The organism is Stenotrophomonas sp. PvP093 (assembly GCF_017876915.1).
In the GTDB taxonomy this organism is placed as follows: Bacteria; Pseudomonadota; Gammaproteobacteria; order Xanthomonadales; family Xanthomonadaceae; genus Stenotrophomonas; species Stenotrophomonas muris.
The window spans coordinates 4,222,376-4,241,173 of the sequence record NZ_JAGIOX010000004.1; the positions used below are offsets into that span (position 1 = coordinate 4,222,376).

18 protein-coding genes are annotated in these 18,798 nt (G+C 67.7%); 3 read left to right on the top strand and 15 right to left on the bottom strand.

Annotation, left to right across the window (positions count from 1 at the left end):
- Positions 1–62 precede the first annotated feature (62 nt).
- Positions 63–677: a hypothetical protein gene (locus tag J3A72_RS22330; protein ID WP_014645784.1), complete on the top strand. Its 615-nt coding sequence runs from the start codon at positions 63–65 to the stop codon at positions 675–677.
- Between the two features lie 39 nt (positions 678–716).
- Here the strand turns inward: J3A72_RS22330 and J3A72_RS22335 are convergent, their stop codons facing one another.
- The 13 genes from J3A72_RS22335 to J3A72_RS22395 form a co-directional block, all read right to left on the bottom strand.
- Entirely contained in the window at positions 717–1,061 is a 345-nt protein-coding gene (locus J3A72_RS22335; protein ID WP_075076156.1) for a hypothetical protein, read from the bottom strand.
- Between the two features lie 33 nt (positions 1,062–1,094).
- Positions 1,095–1,865: a LytTR family DNA-binding domain-containing protein gene (locus J3A72_RS22340; RefSeq protein WP_075076157.1), complete on the bottom strand. Its 771-nt coding sequence runs from the start codon at positions 1,863–1,865 to the stop codon at positions 1,095–1,097.
- Entirely contained in the window at positions 1,855–3,114 is a 1,260-nt protein-coding gene (locus J3A72_RS22345; RefSeq protein WP_046428597.1) for a histidine kinase, read from the bottom strand. Before J3A72_RS22345 ends, J3A72_RS22340 begins: the two co-directional genes overlap by 11 nt.
- 174 nt (positions 3,115–3,288) lie before the next feature.
- On the bottom strand, positions 3,289–4,938 hold the full coding sequence (locus J3A72_RS22350) for a M28 family metallopeptidase (RefSeq protein WP_075076158.1): 1,650 nt from the start codon (positions 4,936–4,938) through the stop codon (positions 3,289–3,291).
- 230 nt (positions 4,939–5,168) lie between these two features.
- A complete protein-coding gene (locus J3A72_RS22355) occupies positions 5,169–6,818 on the bottom strand; it encodes a CsgG/HfaB family protein (protein ID WP_041863036.1) in 1,650 nt (549 codons plus the stop codon).
- Positions 6,819–6,834: 16 nt separating this feature from the next.
- Complete coding sequence (locus J3A72_RS22360) at positions 6,835–7,521, bottom strand: hypothetical protein (protein ID WP_014645778.1); 687 nt, start codon at positions 7,519–7,521, stop codon at positions 6,835–6,837.
- A 98-nt stretch (positions 7,522–7,619) separates the two neighbouring features.
- Positions 7,620–8,720, bottom strand: coding sequence for a hypothetical protein (locus J3A72_RS22365; protein WP_014645777.1), 1,101 nt, complete (start codon positions 8,718–8,720; stop codon positions 7,620–7,622).
- Positions 8,711–9,907, bottom strand: a complete 1,197-nt coding sequence (locus tag J3A72_RS22370) for a hypothetical protein (RefSeq protein WP_053495494.1) — start codon at positions 9,905–9,907, stop codon at positions 8,711–8,713. Before J3A72_RS22370 ends, J3A72_RS22365 begins: the two co-directional genes overlap by 10 nt.
- Positions 9,908–10,013: 106 nt before the next feature.
- Positions 10,014–11,276, bottom strand: coding sequence for a sigma-70 family RNA polymerase sigma factor (locus J3A72_RS22375; RefSeq protein WP_075076159.1), 1,263 nt, complete (start codon positions 11,274–11,276; stop codon positions 10,014–10,016).
- Positions 11,277–11,321: 45 nt separating this feature from the next.
- Positions 11,322–11,678 carry a DUF1428 domain-containing protein gene (locus J3A72_RS22380; protein ID WP_014645774.1) on the bottom strand — a complete coding sequence of 119 codons (357 nt, stop codon included), beginning with the start codon at positions 11,676–11,678 and terminating at the stop codon, positions 11,322–11,324.
- 23 nt (positions 11,679–11,701) lie between these two features.
- Positions 11,702–12,112 carry a VOC family protein gene (locus J3A72_RS22385; RefSeq protein ID WP_075076160.1) on the bottom strand — a complete coding sequence of 137 codons (411 nt, stop codon included), beginning with the start codon at positions 12,110–12,112 and terminating at the stop codon, positions 11,702–11,704.
- Positions 12,113–12,148: 36 nt separating this feature from the next.
- Positions 12,149–12,571, bottom strand: a complete 423-nt coding sequence (locus J3A72_RS22390) for a VOC family protein (protein WP_075076161.1) — start codon at positions 12,569–12,571, stop codon at positions 12,149–12,151.
- 67 nt (positions 12,572–12,638) lie between these two features.
- The gene (locus J3A72_RS22395; RefSeq protein WP_014645771.1) at positions 12,639–13,052 is read right to left on the bottom strand and encodes a YciI family protein; all 414 of its coding nucleotides are present in this window, start codon (positions 13,050–13,052) and stop codon (positions 12,639–12,641) included.
- Between the two features lie 711 nt (positions 13,053–13,763).
- Here J3A72_RS22395 and J3A72_RS22400 point away from each other — a divergent pair.
- Positions 13,764–14,171 (top strand): YciI family protein, encoded by a 408-nt coding sequence (locus J3A72_RS22400; RefSeq protein WP_012479004.1) that lies wholly within the window; start codon positions 13,764–13,766, stop codon positions 14,169–14,171.
- Here J3A72_RS22400 and J3A72_RS22405 read toward each other — a convergent pair.
- Complete coding sequence (locus tag J3A72_RS22405; RefSeq protein ID WP_075076827.1) at positions 14,149–16,230, bottom strand: NHL repeat-containing protein; 2,082 nt, start codon at positions 16,228–16,230, stop codon at positions 14,149–14,151. The two genes, J3A72_RS22400 and J3A72_RS22405, sit on opposite strands and share 23 nt — an antisense overlap.
- Before the next feature lie 165 nt (positions 16,231–16,395).
- Here J3A72_RS22405 and J3A72_RS22410 point away from each other — a divergent pair, with 165 nt between their 5' ends.
- Positions 16,396–17,916 carry a hypothetical protein gene (locus J3A72_RS22410; RefSeq protein ID WP_075076828.1) on the top strand — a complete coding sequence of 507 codons (1,521 nt, stop codon included), beginning with the start codon at positions 16,396–16,398 and terminating at the stop codon, positions 17,914–17,916.
- Between the two features lie 98 nt (positions 17,917–18,014).
- Here the strand turns inward: J3A72_RS22410 and J3A72_RS22415 are convergent, their stop codons facing one another.
- Positions 18,015–18,791 (bottom strand): lytic transglycosylase domain-containing protein, encoded by a 777-nt coding sequence (locus tag J3A72_RS22415; RefSeq protein ID WP_049406906.1) that lies wholly within the window; start codon positions 18,789–18,791, stop codon positions 18,015–18,017.
- Positions 18,792–18,798 lie beyond the last annotated feature (7 nt).

Below are 18,798 nucleotides of genomic sequence, written 5' to 3' on the forward strand. Positions count from 1 at the left end.
CTAGAACTGGAACCGCCACACCGTCCAATGCTGATCGACGCACGTTCCACAAGGAGCCAGCCATGATTGCTTTGTTCAAGGGTTTGGGAATTCTGCTTCGCGACAACGAGCTCTACAGCAGCCCGTTCGACAAACAGGTCGCGCATTGGCGCAATCTCAGCGAGCAGCAGATCCGCGATGAAGTCGCGGTGCTGGCCCAGGCCAAGTGCCAATGGCTGATCGCCTCGATCGTCGGCTGGCAGGCAGCCTCGCTGCTGATTCTTGGCCTGATCGCCAACTACCTCTGGCGCGACGACTTCCATATCACGTTCACCCGCGTGGTAGTCGTGTTCGGCTCGTGGGTGTCGATCCTGTTCGTGATCTGGTTCATGGCCAACATGTTCGATCAGCAGGCCGGTTTCGAGCGCTGGATGAAGGCGTTCAACAGTCGCGCACGCATCAGCTCCAAGGCCGACAGCGTCGAGCACGTGGCCGAGGCACTGGACCTGGCCGAGCATTACCCGGAAGTGCTCGATTACAAGCAGGCGGTCACCGCCAAGCGCGAGCTGCGCCACGAGGACATCCGCATCATGACCGAGATCGGGCGCATGAAGCAGCACTCCGAACTGGTCGGCCGCCTCAACCACGTGGGCGAGAACGAGCACCACCACGACCTGACACTACAGCCTGCCTACTGACCCTTCAGGGAAGCGGGGGGAGCCACAATGCCACCGTGATCACTCACGGTGGCATTGTTCTTTCCGATCCTCGCTGACGCACTGGGCGAAGCCCTTCGGCAGGCTCCTGAACTCCCGGGTCGTGCCGGCCGCCAACGCGAACGACCGTATCGGCGCTTTCGCACAGGCGGCATCAGGACGACAGGCCGGGTCCAGCACCAGGTAATGGCACTGGCCGCTGCGGCTGGCCATGCACTCGAAACGCACCACGCCGTCCACTACCGTGCGCTTGCTGTACAGCGTGTCCACGCCATTGGCAGTGGTGCGGGTGATCGCGGTTTCAGTGGACTTCTGGCAACCGGCAAGCGCCAATGCGGCGAGGCCGACAAGCAGGAAAAAACGCATGCAATGCTCCTGGTGACGGAGGCTGCGGCGCGGCTACATGCCGCGGAACAGGCTCATGAACGGTTGGCTGACCACCAGCGTCTCTGTGCGCCCGCGCAGGCGCAGCACGCCGCGCCCGGTATCGTCGCGGCTCACCGCTGCCACCGCTTTCATGTTGACGATGGTGGAGCGGTGGATCTGGCGGAAGTGCTGCGGGTCGAGCACTTCCAGCAGTTCGCGCAACGGTGTGCGCAACAGGCTCTCGCCGGCAGCGGTGACCACGGTGGTGTACTTGTTGTCGGCACGGAAGTAGACGACATCTTCCAGCATGATCAGTTGCGTCTCGCGGCCGTTGCTGGCGGTGATCCAGGCCAGTGGCGGGCGCTCCGCTGCGCCCTGCGACGGGCCCAGCCGCTGCAGCAGGCGCTCCAGCACGGCATCGTCCTGGCGCGTCGATGGCAGCCGCGACAGGATGCGCTCGCGGGTGGCCAGCAGGCGCTCATCACTGACCGGCTTCAACAGGTAGTCCATCGCGCCCTGCTCGAACGCATCGATGGCGTACTGGTCGTAGGCGGTGACGAATACCACCTGGGTGCGCGGACTCAGCTCGGACAGTGAGCGCGCGACCTCGATGCCGCTGATGCCGGGCATGCGGATGTCGAGGAACGCGATGTCCGGCTGCGTCTCGGCCAGCTGCTCCAGTGCACTGGCACCGTCCTCGCACTCGGCCACCAGCTTCAGCTCCGGCCACAACCGGCCCAGCTGCTCCACCAGTGACTGCCGCAGCAGTTCTTCGTCTTCGGCGATCAGGGCTTCAAGCGGCATGGCTGCGCTCCTTGTGCGACTGCGGCAGGGTCATGGTCGCGGCCACGCCGCTGGGGAAGTTGGCAACGATCGCCACGCCGGCCTGCTCGCCGCAGGTCAGGCGCAGGCGCTCGCGCAGGTTCTTCAGGCCGATGCCGGTACCGCTGGTGCCCTGGCCGAAGCCCAGCCCATCGTCGGCCACGGTCACGGTCACGTGGTCATCGAAGCCGCGCGCCAGTATCCAGATCGTGCCACCGCCGGGCTTGGGTTCCAGGCCGTGCTTGATCGCGTTCTCCACCAGCGTCTGCAGTGCCATCGCCGGCAGGTGCACGCCGTGCAGTTCGTTCGGTACCTGCATTTCCACCGCCAGGCGTGCGCCCATGCGGATGCGCAGGATTTCCAGGTACGCGCGGGTGCGGTCCAGCTCCACGCCCAGCGTGGATACCGATTCGTCCACCTGCGGCAACGAGCTGCGCAGGTATTGAATGAGGTGGCCGAGCATCTGTTCGGCACGCGCCGGATCGGTGCGGGTCAGTACCTGCGCGTTGGCCAGCGTGTTGTAGAGGAAGTGCGGTTCCACCTGCGCATGCAACAGGTTCAAGCGTGCCACCGACAGTTCCTTTTCCACCTGGGTCTGTTCGGCCGCAGCCTGTTCGTCGCGGCGCTGGTCGGCGACGCGGCGGCTGATCGCACGGGTGACTGCTTCGGCGTTCTCGAAGTTGCTGCCCTCGTCGAGCGCCAGCAGGTCGGCCCACCAGCCGGCATCGGGTTCGAACAGCAGGGTCACGGTGCTGGTGCCCTGCCCGGGTGTCACCGTGGCCAGCACGCTGTTGCGCTTGATGGCCAGCCTCGCCGGCAGGTTCCAGCGCGAGGGCTGGCGGCCGTTCCAGAGGTCGACCCGGCGCACATAGGCGCGCACCTGCAGGCTGCCGGCCGAGCTTTCCACGTCTTCGACGCGCGGTAGTTCGGAAATCGCCGCCTCCACCACCGAGAAGGCGTGGCCCGCGTCCATCGGCAGTTCGATCTGGCGGCGCTGGCGGCCGGACAGGGTGGTGGCATCCAGGCGACCGGCCACCAGCCAGACCCGGCGGATGTGGGTGATGGCACTGCCCAGCGCGGAAATGATCAGGAACATCGCCAGCAGCCCGAAGATCCAGCCCGGGCCATCGTTCATGCCACTGAAGATGCCGCTCCAGACCATGCCGGCGACAACCAGCGCGGCAGCCCAGGCCAGCAGGTGGCGGATCAGGAGAGAGAGGCTGGCGAACACGGCGGCGCCTTGAGGAAGGGGGTGAGCCGAGCATAGGGCGGCCCGCCGGGCAAGCAAGCAGGCTGCGACGAAGGCCGGGAAAGTGGGGATGGAAGCCGTTATGGAAACGCCGGGCACGGCCCGGCGTTTCCGGGGGCGGCAATGCCGGCCAGCGGCCGGCACTACCGGACGCCGTTATTTGCGCTGGTCGGCGCTGGCGTCACGCACGGCGCGGAACACCTCGTCCTTGCTCCAGTTCGGCCAATCGCGGGAATTGGCCAGCTGGTTGCCCAGCGTGTACAGCACTTCCAGGTCGCGCGCGGCACCGGCAAACACCCAGTCCGGCTGCCACTCGTCGCCCTGCTGGTGATAGCGCTTGGCGGTGTAGTCCTCGGAGGCCTTCCTGCCTGCGGCCACGCCACCGTCCACCCAGTCCTGGCCGGCCGACCAGGACAGCGCCGGCACGCCACGCTTGGCGAACGGGAAGTGGTCGGAGCGGAAGAACAGGCCCGCTTCCGGCTTCGGGTCCGGCGTGTAGCGGATATCCCAGCCCTTGGCCACGTCCTTCAGCTGGTCCAGCAGCTCGAAGCGCGCGGCACCGTAGATGCCGAAGTCACGCGACGGGCCGAACGGCGCCATGCCGTCCATGTTGATCACGGCCACGGTCTTTTCCAGCGGATACAGCGGATGGGTGGCGTAGTACTCAGAACCCAGCAGGCCCTTTTCCTCGGCGGTGACCGCCAGGAACAGCAGCGAGCGCTGCGGGCGCTTCTCCTTGGCGAAGCCACGGGCCAGCTCGACCAGCGAGGCGGTGCCGCTGGCGTTGTCCAGCGCGCCGTTGAAGATGCGGTCACCGCGCGCGTCCGGCTCGCCCACGCCGATGTGGTCCCAGTGCGCGCTGTAGATGATGGTCTCGTCCGGATGGCGGCTGCCTTCCAGGCGCGCGGCCACGTTGTGAGAGGTGATCACTTCGGTCTTCACCGCGTACTTCGCGTCCAGGCTGGCGCCGGTCAGCGGCACCGGGGTGAAGTCGCGCTGCTGCGCCTTCTTCTTCAGTGCCTCGAAATCCTGCCCGGCCGAGCGGAACAGCTCCACGGCAAGGTCGCGCTGGATCCAGCCTTCCAGCAGCGGGTGGCTTTCTGCCGGGTTGTCACGCACCACGTCGAACATGGTGTTGGTGTTGGAGCCGGCTACGGTGGCCCAGCCATACGACGCCGGTGCGGTCTCGTGCACGATCAGCACGCCCAGCGCACCCTGGCGGGCGCCTTCCTCGTACTTGTAGGTCCAACGGCCGTAATAGGTCATGCCCTTGCCGTCGAAATCACCCTGGCCGGTTTCGAAGTCCGGGTCGTTGATCAGCACCACGGCGATCTTGCCCTTCAGGTCCACGCCCTTGAAGTCGTCCCAGTTGCGCTCCGGTGCCTTCACGCCGTAGCCGAGAAACACCAGCGGGGCCTTGCTGATGTCGACGCTGCTGGCGCCGTTCATGGCGGCGCGCACGGCGATCTGCTTGCCCTGCTCCAGCGGCACGGTCTTGCCGCCCTGGTGCAGCGCCAGCTGCGGTGCGCCGACGATGTCGCCCTTGCGCAGCGGCACGGCCTGGGTCCACAGGCGCTTGCCGTCCTTGAGGTCGCCGCCCGGCTGCAGGCCGGCGTCGGCAAACTGCTTGCTGAGGTAGGCGATGGTCTTTTCTTCGCCGGCGGTGGCCGGCGAGCGGCCTTCGTAGGCGTCGGAGGCCAGTTCCTTGACGTCGGCGGAGATCCGCGCGCCATCGAATTTCGGGGTGGCCGCCATCAGTGCGCTCGACACCGACAGGGCCAGCACGCCCAGTACCACTCGTTTCATTGCTCTCTCCAGCAGGGAAATCCTTCTGGAGTGTAATGGGATTCGCCAGGGCTGCGCCCTGCACCTGCCGAAACAACGGCAACAGCCGAAGCAACAGCAAAAGCTGGTTTCCTGAGGGTAGGCGGGGTCCCACTGCTGTTGGTGGGTGTCGACCTTGGTCGACACGCACGGAAACACGAAAGGGTCAGATCCCTTTCCCGCCGGGAAAGGGATCTGACCCCCTCAGGGTGTTACCAGTTCGGGTCTTCGGCCGGGGCGGCAGCGGGCTTGGGCTTCGGCTTGGCCGCCGGGCGTGCGGCGGCGGCGGGAGCGGCCGAGGCAGTCGCACCTGCGGCGGCGGCCGGCTTGCTGCCCAGCTTCTGGCGCAGTTCGATCTGGCCCGGGCGGAAACCGCCGCGCATCGCGTCGACGCCGTCTTCGATGGTGCCGTACGAGGTCTGTGCGGCCACGCGGTCGATGCGGATGGTGCAGCACGGGTGTTCACTGCGGCCCAGTGAGCGGCCGGTCTGTGGGTCCTTCAGTTCCTCGCCCAGGCGCACGGCCTGCCAGCGCTGGCCGGCCTGCAGGGTTTCGCCACCCTGGCTCAGCACCACCTGGTCACCGTCCACAGAAACCACCGACACCGGGAACAGCGTGGTGACGATGGTGGTACCGATCTGGCCCGACAGCGATTCCATCATCGCCGCGGCCATGTTGCGGCCGTTGACCACGCGGGGCAGGGTGCTCGGGCCGGTCGAGGCCAGCTGGTGGTCGAAGCTGTCGGACATCACCACCTGGCCGGTGGTGGCGTTGATCAGGCGCAGGGTGATGCGGCCGCCACCGGAGTACGAGGTCACCTGGCGGTCGGACATGCGCAGGTTGCGCACGCTGCGCGGGTACTCGAAGCGTTCGATGGTCGGGATCAGGATCAGGTCGGTCGCCAGCTGCTGGCCGACGCGTGCGGTGTCCTGCAGGCGTACGTTGCCGCTGTTGATATGGTCGATCTCGGCCTGCAGTTCGTCGCCGAACTCGCGGTCCAGCACGATGAAGCGCTGGGTCTGGGTCAGCGTGTCGGACAGGCGCGCGCGGATCGCGTCGGCCACTTCATCGGCACTCACGCGGCCATCGCCCACGGCATAGCTGCCGGCCTTGGTGCGCGGCAGCGCGACCACGATCTTCGGCTTGCCCTGCTCGTCCGGTGCACGGTACTGGGCAATCTGTGCACGCACGCGCACCTTCCAGTAGCTGCGCATGCTGCGGTGGGTCACGTCCGAATCGAACGAGCTTGCGCCACGCTTGGCATCGACGCTGACCTTCTCGTCGTAGCTCTCCTTGACGCTGGCCGAGGCTCCGCCGCCCTTTGCCGTGGCCTCGCCGGACGCGCTGGCAGAGGCCGAACCCTTGAAGCTCCAGCCTTCGTCGCTGGCGCGCACGCGCGCGATGGTTTCTTCATCCAGCTGCCGCACTTCGTCCTGCGACAGGATTTCATAGCCCAGCACCGCGCCCTGCGAGCCGGCGATCATCTGCTGGGTGAACGCGTCGGCGCGGATATCGCCGACGTGTTCGTCATCCACATCCACATGCAGGCCTGCACGCAGGCTCTGCATCTGGCTGGCCACGCGTACGCCGTTGACCTGCGCCACCGCCGACTGCAACGCCGCCAGCACCGCCAGTTCCGGGGTGCTGCCGATGCCGTCGGCCTCGCGCGCGACCTGGGTGGTGCCGCCGAAATCCGGCGTGCCACGCAGGGGCGCTGCTTCCACTGGCGCATTGCTGGCCAGTGCACTGGTTGCCTTGTCCTTGGCAGGTGCGGGCGCTTCGGCCGGGGTGTCCTGCTTGCCACAGGCTGCAAGCAGCGCGGCAGCCAGGCCCAGGCCGATCAAACGGGAGGTCGTACGCATGGGGATTCGCCTCGGATCAGTTCATCTTGTCCAGCTGGCCCAGCATCGAGTCGGCGTTGGACGGCACCTTGACCTTGCTCTTCTTGGCGAAGGTCACAGCCGACTTGGTCGAACCGTACAGGCCCTGGATGAAGCCCGGCGATTCCTTGGCCACCCATGCACCAGCGGCCAGCTTGCGGCCGACGGTAGCCATCTGGGTGGCGCCCAGGTTCTTCATGCCGGCGGTGAAGTTGCTGGCTTCGCCACCCAGCTTCTGCGCTTCGGCGGCCGACGCCAGCAGCGAGACCAGGCCTTCGGCGTAGTGCTGCTTGGATTCAGCGTTCAGCTCCGGCTGCGCGGCCTGGCGCTCGTCGATCGCGGCCTGGGCGGCTTCGCTGACCGACACCGACTTCTTCATCGCATCGACGCTGACCGAACCCGACGACAGCGCCTGGCGCTCGGCTTCCAGCAGCTGCACCTGCTCGGCCAGGCCGAAGGCACGGGCGAACGAGGTCTGGGCCTGCAGCGAGTGCGACTGCGAGCTGACGAAACGACGCACCAGCGCTTCCTGCGCGGCTTCGTCCGGGGCAGCGGCGCTGGAGGTGCTGCTGGAGGAGCCGGTGGAGCCACCAGCCAGGTCCTTCAGCTTGCCCAGGCCGGCATGGGCCGGCATCGACAGGGTGGCGGCCGCGATGGCCAGGGCAAGAGCGGTATTGCGGATCATGTGAGAGTCCTTTGGAAGAAACGGCCGCGTGCGGCACGTGGGGAATCGGTAACCCAGGGGCGATGCCGAGCGAGCTCGGCACCCAACGGGCCGGCGGATCAGCGGACCGCCTTGACGTTCAGTTCGTTGATCATCTGCTGGGCGGCCTTTTCGGCAGCCAGCTGCAGGGCATTGGTACGGGCCACGGTTTCATTCGGGCCGGTGCCGGAGAACTGCACCGGGCCGACCGACGACACGGTGCGCGGGAAACGACCGGTCACGTCCAGCACCTTGCCGGTGACAGTGACGAACACGCGGGTGTTGCCGCTGGCCGGATCGCGGTCACGCATGCCGACGTCGAGGGTGCCGACGGCGATGTACGGGATGTTGGCCGCACGGATGCCATTGGCGGTGTCGCGCAGGGTGGCCGGGGCCAGGTCGTTGCCGGTGCTGAAGTCCTTGCGGATGCGCTCGATGCTGAGCAGGCCGCGCGACTCGCCTTCCACGTACTCGGCTTCAACCACCTCGTAGCCGGCGGCGCTGAAGGCACCAGTCATCGCGGTGTTGACTTCGGCGGCGTTGGCCACCTTCCAGGTGATGTTGTCGGCGCGCGCGGTGGTGCTGCCGCCGCTGGTGACCGACACCGAACCGTTCTGGTTGATGCTGCCGTTGGTGCTGACCGAGTTGCCGCGGAAGCTGTCGCCTTCACGGGTGTTCTCGCTGTAGCTGCTGCTGGCGTCGACGCGGCGGTACTCCTTGTCCTGGAACGACTGCACGGTGTCCTGCGAGCGCGCCATGAACAGGAAGGTCAGCAGCGAGCGCTGCGCAGCGGTGGCGCCGGCCACGGCCGAACCCGCATCCAGCTTGGTCTGCAGCAGGGTGGTGTTGATCTCGGCGCGGACGGTGACGCTGTAGGTCTTGGCCTTCTTGTCTTCGGTGTCCGACAGCTGTACGGCGCTGAGCACGTAGCGGTCGATCTCGCCGATGAACTCGGCGCGGCGCGCCTCGAACAGGCGCAGCTTGGCCGCACCGGTTTCGGCGATGTACGCCTCCAGGGCATTGACCTTGGCCTTGTTCAGGGCCTGGGCACGGGTATCGGCGCTCAGGCGCAGGCCGTAGCTGGCCGAGCCGGTTCCGCGCGAACTCGCGGTCTGCGCAGCGACCGGCGAGGCCACCGCCAGCGCGATGAGGATGAGCAGGATGGTACGCATCAACGACATGACTTGATCAACTCCTGGAGGGCTTGGGTCTGCTGCTGCAACGGGCGGCCGCCCGGCTTCTGTTCGTCCAGCCAGGCGCGCGAATCGGCACGCTTGGCGGCGGCGCCGGCGAAGGCGTCGAAGCCGGCCAGCAGGGTTTCGTAGCTGGCCGACCACTGGTCGACCTGCCACTGCGTGACCGGCACCACCTTGGTGGCCCCCTTGCGCAGCGGCTGTTCGAAATAGACCTTGCCCGAGAACGGCTCGCTCACCTTGGCGGTGAAGAAGGCGCCGAACAGCATCGTCTTCATCGCCGGGGTTTCCTCGATCACGCCGTTCTTCAGTGCATCGACCTGCAGCTGGATGACGTAGTCGGGTTCGGGAATCTTCAGCTGGTAGACCTTGCCGTCGGCAAAGCGGGCGGCCATCGCACCGCCGATCGCCTGGCCCGAGGCCGGCGGCAGCAGGCCAACGCCGGTGTTGGACGACAGCGTCTTGGACAGTTCGTGCGCAAGCGTGGCACGCAGCGGTGCTTCCCACTTCGGATCGGGCAGCTTGGCGCGTGCCGCGTCGGACAGGGTCACCCCGCCCACCTGCAGGCGACGCACGGCGGCATCGGGCAACCGGGCCTGCGCCAGGCTGGCCGCCAGTACCTGCGACAGGCTGGTATCGGCACCGCCGTACAGCAGATCGGCGACGATCGCGTCGATATCGTCGTTGTCCGGACGGTAGTCCTGCACGTCGATGCGCTGCAGGGTGAGCGGATAGGAGGCGATCACCTGGCGCTCGCGGAAGTCGAAGAACAACGCCTGCAGCGCCACTTCCACCAGCACCTTGTACTGGTCGCCGATCGGTTCGACCGAGACCAGCTCGCGATCCAGCGCAGCGGCCAGCACGGTGGCACTGGTGGTGCCGTCGAGCATCGCCACCGGCTGGTCGATCAGCTCCAGGTGGGCCGGTGCGTGGCGCTTGAGCGACTGTGCCAGCGTCTGGTTCAGCGGGACCAGCCCACGCCGTTCCAGCACCGCGTGCGCATGCGGCGTGGTCGCCTGCACGGCAGCGGCGTCGGCGGTGTAGGCAAACCCGGCCCAATAGGCCTGCTGTGATTTGTCGGCGGCCTGCACGGCCATCGGCCATACGGCCAGGCACAGGGCACAGGCAAGCAGGCGCGCAAAAGCGCGCGATGCGCTCTTCGTCCTTGAATACATCCAACCGCTCCTCGGTCAATACGCATGGAATGCGGACGCTGATGCGTCCGCTGGGCGCGAAACATAGCCGCTCAGGCGCCCGGCGACAAGTGCTGTCCTTGTCGGCTCAGTCCGTGGGCGGTAGTCCCGCCCGTCGCCGCAACAGTCCGCGCTCGGCGCGGTTCTGGCTGAGTTCGGCGGCCGCGGCAAAAGCGTCACGCGCATCCTGCTCACGCCCCAGTGCCTGCAACAGCTCGCCGCGCACCACCTGCAGCGGCGCATAGTCGCGCAGGCGCGCGTCGACCATCAGGGGTTGCAGCTGCGCCCACGCGGCGAACGGGCCTTCGCTGCGCAGGATCGCCACCACCCGGTTCAATGCCACCACCGGCGAAGGTTGCACCTGCAGCAGCTGTGCATAGAGCGCGGCGATACGCGGCCAGTCGGTAGCGTCGGCGCGCCGCGCAACCGCATGGCAGGCGGCGATGCGCGCCTGCAGGACGTAGGGATCGTCGCCACCACCGGCCGCCAGCGCGCGCGCCAGCGCCTGCTGGCCGCGTTCGATCTGCAACCAGTCCCAGCGCGCGCGGTTCTGCTGGTCCAGCAGCACCGGCGTGCCCTGTGCATCCACGCGTGCCGCCGCGCGCGAGGCCTGCAGTTCCATCAGCGCCAGCAGGCCCAGTACCGGCGGCACCGGCAGGCGATGGGCCAGGATGCGCGCCAGCCGCAGCGCCTCCTCGCACAACGCCGGACGCATCCAGTCGTCACCGGCGCTGGCCGCATAGCCTTCGTTGAACACCAGGTAGACCGCCTCCAGCACCGAGGCCAACCGCTCCGGCATCGCGTCCGCGCGCGGCACTTCATAGGGCACCTGCTTCTGCGCCAGCGTGCGCTTGGCGCGCACGATGCGCTGGGCGATGGTCGGCTCCGGCTGCAGGAACGCACGCGCGATCTCGACGGTGGTCAGGCCACCGAGCAGGCGCAGGGTCAGTGCCACCCGCGCATCGGCCGGCAGCACCGGATGGCAGGCCACGAACATCAGCCGCAGCAGGTCATCGCCCAGGTCGTCCTCCAGTGCCTGGCTGTCATCCGGCGCCGGCAGTGCCGCCGGATGCAGTTCCTCGCCCCACTGCGCATGCTGCTGCGTCACCCGCTGGTGCTGGCGCAGCACATCGATGGCACGGTTGCGCGCGGTGGTCATCAGCCAGGCTCCAGGGTTGTCCGGGATACCCTGCTCCGGCCAACGCTCCAGCGCGGCCAGCCAGGTGTCCTGGGCCAGCTCCTCGGCACGGCCGACATCGCCACCGAGCAGCCGCGCCAGGCGCGCAATCAGCACTGGCGACTCCATCCGCCAGAGGGTTTCCAGACGCTGCGTCAGTGCGGGCTCGAGCATGCGCCGATCACAGCACGCACGCCCGGCCCGCACAAGCGCCGCAGCTCACGCTTCAACAATCGGCTTGAAGCCACCCCAGAACATGCGCCGGGTATCGAACGGCATGTCCTTCGGGCCCAGCGACGCCAGCCGCGGGTCGGCCATCACCTTTGCATTGATGCGGTCGCGTGCCGCGCGCGAGCGGAACACCACGAAGGCGACGATCACCGTCTCGCCCGGTTTCGCCTTGACCGCGCGCGGGAAGGAGGTGCTCTTGCCCGGCTCCACATCGTCGGCCACGCATTCCATGTACTGCAGCGCGCCATGGTCCTTCCACACCGCACCGGCCTTGCGGGCAAGGCGACGGTAGGCCGCCACCTTGTCCTGCGGGCACGGCAGCACGTAAGCGTCCACGTAAGCCATGCGGGTTCTCCCTGCGGCGGCCGTCAGCCCGGCTCGCCGTCCATGTGTGTGATTTCCCAGAGATGGCCATCCAGGTCCTGGAAGCCACGCTGGTACATGAAACCGTAGTCGCGCGCGGGCTGCGGTTCACTGGCGCCGGCCGCCAGAGCCTTGTCCACCATCACGTCCACCGCCTTGCGGCTGTCCGCCGACAGGCAGGTGATCACCTCGGTCTGGCTGCGTGCGTCGGCGATCGGCTTGGTGGTGAACTGCTTGAAGAACGGCTGGGTCAGCAGCATCACGAAGATGCTCTCGCTGATCACCATGCAGGCGGCATCGTCATTGGTGAAGGTCGGGTTGAAGCTGTAGCCCAGCGCTGCGAAAAAGGTCTTGGACGCGTTCAGATCCTGCACGGGCAGGTTGACGAAGATCATCTGCGGTTGCGGTGCACTCATCGGTGAAGCTCCTTGTGGATGAAATAAAGAGAGGAATCAGGGCTGCTTCATGCAGTTGACCATCCACGGCTTGCCATAGCGGTCGACCAGCATGCCCCAGCGGTGCGCCCAGAACGTTTCGGCGATCGGCATCTGCACCTGCGCCCCCTCGGCCAGCGCGGCAAACACGCGTTCGGCTTCTTCGATGCTGTCGACGTCGACATTGATGGTGGTCGAGCCACCCTCGCCGCCGCCGGGGCCGTCGGCCGCCATCACGATGGCGTTGCCGATCTCCAGCTGGCTGTGGGCGACGTGGTCCAGGGTTTCCGGCGGCATCTCGTTGCAGCCCGGCGAGCCATCGGAGGGCGGCATGTCGCGGTATTTCATTTCCGAAGTGACCTGGCCACCGAGTGCCTTGGCGTAGAACGCCATCGCCTCGTGGGCCTGGCCGCTGAAGCCGAGGAAGGGAATCAGTCTCATGGCAATACTCCGTGATGTGGTTCAGGGCGGTAGCGCCGGGTCGTGCCCGGCGTGGAGATGAATCGGGTCAACCTTCCAGCTGTGCACGCAGACGCTGTTCCTGCTGCTGTAATTCGGGAGTGAAGGCTTCACCGAAGTCTTCAGCGGAGATCAAGGGACGCAGTTCGAGCGTGCCGCCACTGCCGAACGGCGCGCGGCTGGCCCATTCAACCGCTTCGTCCAGCGACCGCACCTCCCACAGCCAGAAGCCGGCGATCTGTTCACTGGCAGGACCGAACGGACCGGCCTCGACCTGGGGTGCCCCGCCGCCGAAGTGAATGCGACGGCCGCGCTGGGTGGCGTGCAGGCCTTCACCGGCCAGCATGATGCCGGCGGCCACCAGTTGTTCGTTGAAGGCGCCCATTTCGGACAGTTCCTGTTCGCTGGGCATGCGGCCGGCTTCGGAGTCGGCGTTGGCCTTCACGATCACCATCACTTTCATTGCGGTCTCCCGTGGGGACGCGTGGTGCGTGCCCTTCATTGGATACAACGAACCAGGGGGCTGGGAATCGACACGTCCTCTGAAAATTATTTCTTCCGTGGAAAGCGCGCCTTCGGCGGAGGTCGGCGAACGGCGGAGCCCCTCCGTGGTGGGTTTGGGTTGGTCGCTGAAAGCTGGTTTTCTGGGAGTGGGCCGGGCGGGTGGGGTTGGCGGGGACGCCGTGAACCCATCCGTGGGGGCTTAGCCGCGGCATCCATGCCGCGGATACCCCGCCAACCCCACCCGCCCGGCCCCAGACAGATCTCTGCGGCTGCCCCACCACGGGAAAATCAAGAGAAAAGGCAAAAGCAACAGCAAAAGCAACAGCAACGGCGGTTGGCTGGCGGGCTCAGCTTTGCGAGCGAAGCGACCCGCTTTTGCTCTTGTTTGTGATTTTCCGGGGTGGACGCCGCAGGAAACTGTCCAGGGCCGGGTGGGTAGGCGGGGCGGGGGTGTCCGCGGCATGGATGCCGCGGCCAAGCCCCCATGGATGGGTTTACGGCGTCCCCCGACCCGCCTACCCACCCGGCCAAGCCCAAGCATCACGTTGTAGCGCCACCACGGAGGGGCTCCGCCGTTCGCCGTCCCCGCCGAAGGCGCGCTTCTGCGCTGCAACATGCCCACGCGCCATCCTGCGCCATCATGGGCACCCGCCCCCGCCAGGACCGTCCCATGCAGCAGTACCTGCTTCTGATCTATATCGAGCCTGCCCTGCTGCAGGCCCTGCCCATCGAAGAATTCAACGCGCTGATGCGCGACTGCCTGGCCCACGCCGACAAGCTGCAGGCCGAAGGCACGCTGCTGGCCGCGCAGAAACTGCAGCCGGTCGACACTGCACAGACCCTGCGCGTGCGTGATGGCAACAGCCGTGTTCTCGATGGCCCGTTCGCCGAAACCCGCGAACTGCTGGCCGGCTTCAACCTGATCGTCGCCCGCGACCGCGACGAAGCCATGCGCATCGCCCGCGACTTCCCGTGGGCGCGCTTCGGCAGCATCGAAGTGCGGCCGCTGGAAGACATGGACGCCGAGCGCGAACGCTGCGGCGCCCCGGCTGCGGCTATGGCAGCAGCCGTACCCTGATCTCGCGCGGGCCGACGCCTTCGTTGCCGCTGTAGTCGCGCACGCTGGCGCGCACGATGTACTCGCCCGGCGGCAGCGCCGCCGGCTGCCAGCGCCCGGTTTCCATCAGGCCGTCGCGCACGGTGTTGGTGGCCAGGTAGCGGAACCGGGTCACCGCGCTGCCGTGCACGGTGATACCACTGTCGGGGGCGTAGGCCACCCGCACCGCTTCCTTCTGCGGCGGCATGCGGTTGAACACGATGTTCCAGCGTGGCTGTTCATAGCCCTGCAGCGCTCGGCCATCGGCGTCGAGGATCTGGTAGCCCACCTGGTACATGCCCAGGCGGCGGCGCGGCAGGTTGTTGTCGACCTGGTCCCAGGCCTCGACCACGATCTGCACGCCGCGGCCCTGGCGCGCCACCATCACCACGCCATCGCTGCCGGCGGCCATCGGCTGGTCGTTGTCGTCCAGCAGGGCCACATCGGTGATGCGCGGCGCGAAGTGGTCGGCGTAGCCCTGGAAGCCCAGCGCCACCGCGTTGGTCTCGAAGCCGCCGGTACCCACCGCCAGGTGCACGTGCGCCTGGTTGTTGATGCTGCCCAGGCGGTCACCGACGTGGATGCGCATGCCGCGGCGCACGCGCATCCGCTCCAGCCTGCCCTGCTCGTCGTACAGCGCCTGCCAGCGCGCATCGTAGGGTTCGTCGCGCGGGGTGCGGCCGACCCGCATGTGGATGTACTTGAGGCGATCCACGACCAGGCCCTCGGCCTGCTCACCCAGGTTCCAGGCGGCCACCGGGCTGCTGATCTTGCCTTCGGCGATCGCCAGCACGGTCTGGCCCACATCACCGCGCACGTCGAAGCCGCCATGCAGGTGGTGGCGGCTCTCACCGGTGAAGTTGCCGCGCACCTCGCCCAGGGTGCCGACCACCTCGTGCCAGCCGTCCTGCGGTGCCAGCGGCCAACGGCCCCCGGTCTTCGGCAGCGCGGCATCGGCAGCCGGGCCGACCAGTGCCGGTGCCGGCAGGTCGCCCACCGGCAGCGGGCGCAGGCGATGCAGGCGGTAGCTGGCGGCGTCGGCCACCAGCACGCTGCCATCGGCATCCAGCGCCAATCCGCTGGGGCGGGCCAGGCGCGGCAGGCGGCCATTGCCGACCAGCGCGATCTGATGGCCCTGCGGCGTCACCTGCACGATGCGGCCATCGAGATCACCCACGTACAGCACGCCGTCATGGGTGGTGGCCAACGACAGCGGCCCATTGATCACGCCACCGGCGGCGACCACGGTGCTGACCGTACCATCGGCACCCACCCGGCGCACGGCGTTGTTGAACAGGTCGGCCACCAGCAACGCGCCCTGCGCGTCGAAGGCCAGCGCCACCGGCGTATCGAAGCGCGCAGCGGCGCCCACGCCATCGGCAAGGCCCGGCCGATCACCACCGGCCAGGGTGCGCACGCTGCCATCCGTACCGATCACCCGGATGCGATCGTTGAACGTATCGGCCACGTAAACCTGGCCCTGCGCATCCACGGCGATGCCCATCGGCGCATCGAAGCGGGCCTGCGCGGCAGGGCCGTCGGCGTGGCCCTGTTCGCCACCGGCCAGCGTGGTCACCTGGCCATCGGTGCTGATGCGGCGGATCGCATGGTTGCCGGTGTCGGCCACATACAGGTTGCCCTGCGCGTCGGCGGCAATGCCCGAAGGCGTGTTGAAACTGGCCTGCAGTGCAGGGCCATCGACACGTCCCTCGCCCTGCCCGGCCACCGTTTCAACGCGGCCATCGGGAAGGCGGCGACGGATCCGGTTGTTGTCGCCGGCATCGGTGAAATAGACGCTGCCATCGGCACTGCGCAGCAACGCGTACGGATCGGCGAAGCGTGCCTGCGTGGACGCGCCATCGCGGTCACCCGGGTGGCCATCGCCGGCCAGCGGTTCGATCTGCGCGGTCCACGCCAACGGCGTCGGAGCCGGACCCGCCGGTTCAGCCAGCGTATGCAGCGGTGTCTCCCACCAGGTCGCAGCCAATGCCACTACCGTCGCCAACGCTACGCCTGCCGCCATCCATTGCCACCGTGCCATCGTGCTGCGCTGCCTGCCTGCTGTCTGAAGAGGCACCGACAATAGACGCTGCGCGTGCGATCCGCCACGGCCGATTGTGCGGCTGAACGCCAGAATTCGCTTCGTCGTGCTTGTCCTCGCTGGCTGCAGCAGGTTCAATGCGGTTCCCACGGATGGAGATTCTCCATGCCCCGCGTTCTCCCGCTCACCGCCCTGCTGCTGGCCGCATTGGCCAGCACATCCGCCACTGCCTCGATCACGGTGGCGCCGCAGAAGCCGTCAATCACCGCCGATGCGATGCACCAAGCCTATGCCACGCGCTGGGATGAAGCCATCCAGCAGGCGCGTGGCGGCAACACGCTGGGCGCGCTGATCAGCATGGAACGGCTGATGGAGGATCCCCTGCTGGACGACTTCGATGCCGAGCATCGTGGCCGCGCCTCGCAGGTCGCTGGCTGGACCGCACTGATGCAGAAGAAGCCGGCCCTGGCCCGCCGCTACCTGCAGCGGGCGCAGGAGGCCCTGCCGGAGGATGCACAGATCCTGCTTACCCAGGTGTCGGTGGAACTGTCGGACAACCAGCCGGCCGCAGCCACCACCTTCCTGGTGAAGGCACTGCAGCATGCCGACGCGCCGCTGCCGGTCGATCACCACGCCATCAACTACCTGCAGTACCGCCTGCGTGACCAGCCGATGAAGCGCATGGACCTGCTGCAGGCGCTGTTTGACAACGGCTGGAAAAGTGCCGGCCTGGAACCCACCGGGCTGTGGCTGACGCTGGCCACGCTGCAGGCCGACAATGGCCGTGGCGACGGCATTCCAGCCACGCTGGCCCGCATCGACAGCCCGGCCGAGATCATCCGCCTGCGCAGCGACAAGCGCTTCGACCGTTATGTCGATCGCGGCGATGCGCGTTTCGATCCGGTGCAGGCGGCGCAGCGCCACCTCGATGAACTGCGCGTCTCCGGCCTGCTCGACCGTGCACTGGACGCGCGCATGGCCGAGTTCAGCACCACCCTGCTCATGCTGGACCGCAACGAGGAAGTGCTGTCGTTGACCGAGGGCATGGCCGGTGCCGCGAGCAACGGCGAATCACCTGCCGCCGCCGAAGCGGAATGGGTGGCCTGGCTGCTCAACAGCCGGCTCACCGCACTGCGCCGGCTGGGCCGCACCGATGAGGCACTGGCCACGGCGCAACAGGCCCAACGCATCGGCGCACTCGGCCCGGATGGTGTCGAGCACCAGATGAATGTCGGCTTCGTCTTCAGTTCGCTGGGGCGCATGCAGGACGCTGCGCAGGCAGTGAATGACATGCCGGGCCTCGCCGGCTACGGCAAGGCCGCGCAGGCGCTGCTGCAGTTCGCCGCCGCCCGCGAGCGCGGTGATGCCGAGGCGCGCGACGCAGCACGCGCGGTGATCCTGGCCCAGCGCGAGGATGCCCGCCTGTTCCATCGCGAAATGCTGCTGGAGGAAGGCAACCTGGACGGTGCCGCCGCCGTGCTGATCGAACAGCTGCGCTCGCCCATCGAACGCGGGGAAACCCTGGCCAGCCTGCAGGACATGCGAACCTATCCGTCATTGCCGGGCGATGTGCGCATCGATGCCGCGTGGCGTGCACTCAAGCAGCGTGCCGACGTGCAGGCCGAGGTGGCACGCGTCGGCCGCATCGAGCGCTACGACCTGGTCAGCACCTCCACCTCGCGCTGAGCGGCTTTTTGTGTAGAGCCGAGCCGATGCTCGGCGGCAATTGGCGCAGCCGAGCATCGGCTCGGCTCTACAACGCCACGTGCAGGCAGCACCGTCCGCTAGCGCGCCGGCACTTCGGTGCGGATGCCCATCGCTTCGCGGTAGCGTGCGTACAGCGCCATCACCTTGTCCACGTAGGCCAGGGTTTCGGCGTAGGGCGGCACGCCCTTGTAGCGGGTGACCGCACCGATGCCCGCGTTGTAGGCAGCCGCCGCCAACGGGCGGTCGCCGTTGTAGCGGCGCAGCAGCGCGCGCATGTAGCGCGCGCCACCCTCGATCGACTGCTGCGGCGAGAACGGATCGCTCACCCCGTATTCCTGCGCGGTTTCGGGCATCAGCTGCATCACGCCCTGTGCGCCCTTGCTGGATACCGCCAGCGCGTCGAAATTGCTTTCGGCGTGGGCGATGGCACGCAGCCAGGCATCATCGACGCCGGTGGCCCTGGACGCGGCCTTGAACTGCCGGGCGTGCTGCGCCAGCTGCGGCGTGCCGACCTTGCCCAGGCCCTCGTGCGCCGGCTCGCCTGGCGGCGTGGCCACGGTGAACTTCAGGAACACCCGCGAGCCGGGCAGGTTGCGCGTGGAGTAGACCAGCGCCCCGTCCTGTTCGCGCTCGTACAGCACGCCGCTGAACACGCCCATGTTGCCCCACAGGTTCGGGGTCTGGACGGCGTTGTCGTCGATCTCCTTCGGCGTGCACCGCGATCCCGGCTCCGGCGCGGTGGCCAGGCTGACGGTGTTGCCCTGCACGCAGCGGTAGACGGTGCGCGCGGCGGCCAGCCCGGGCCACAGGCTGGGCAGCAGCAACAGCGCGAGCAGGACGGGGCGAGGGGACATGGCGGCC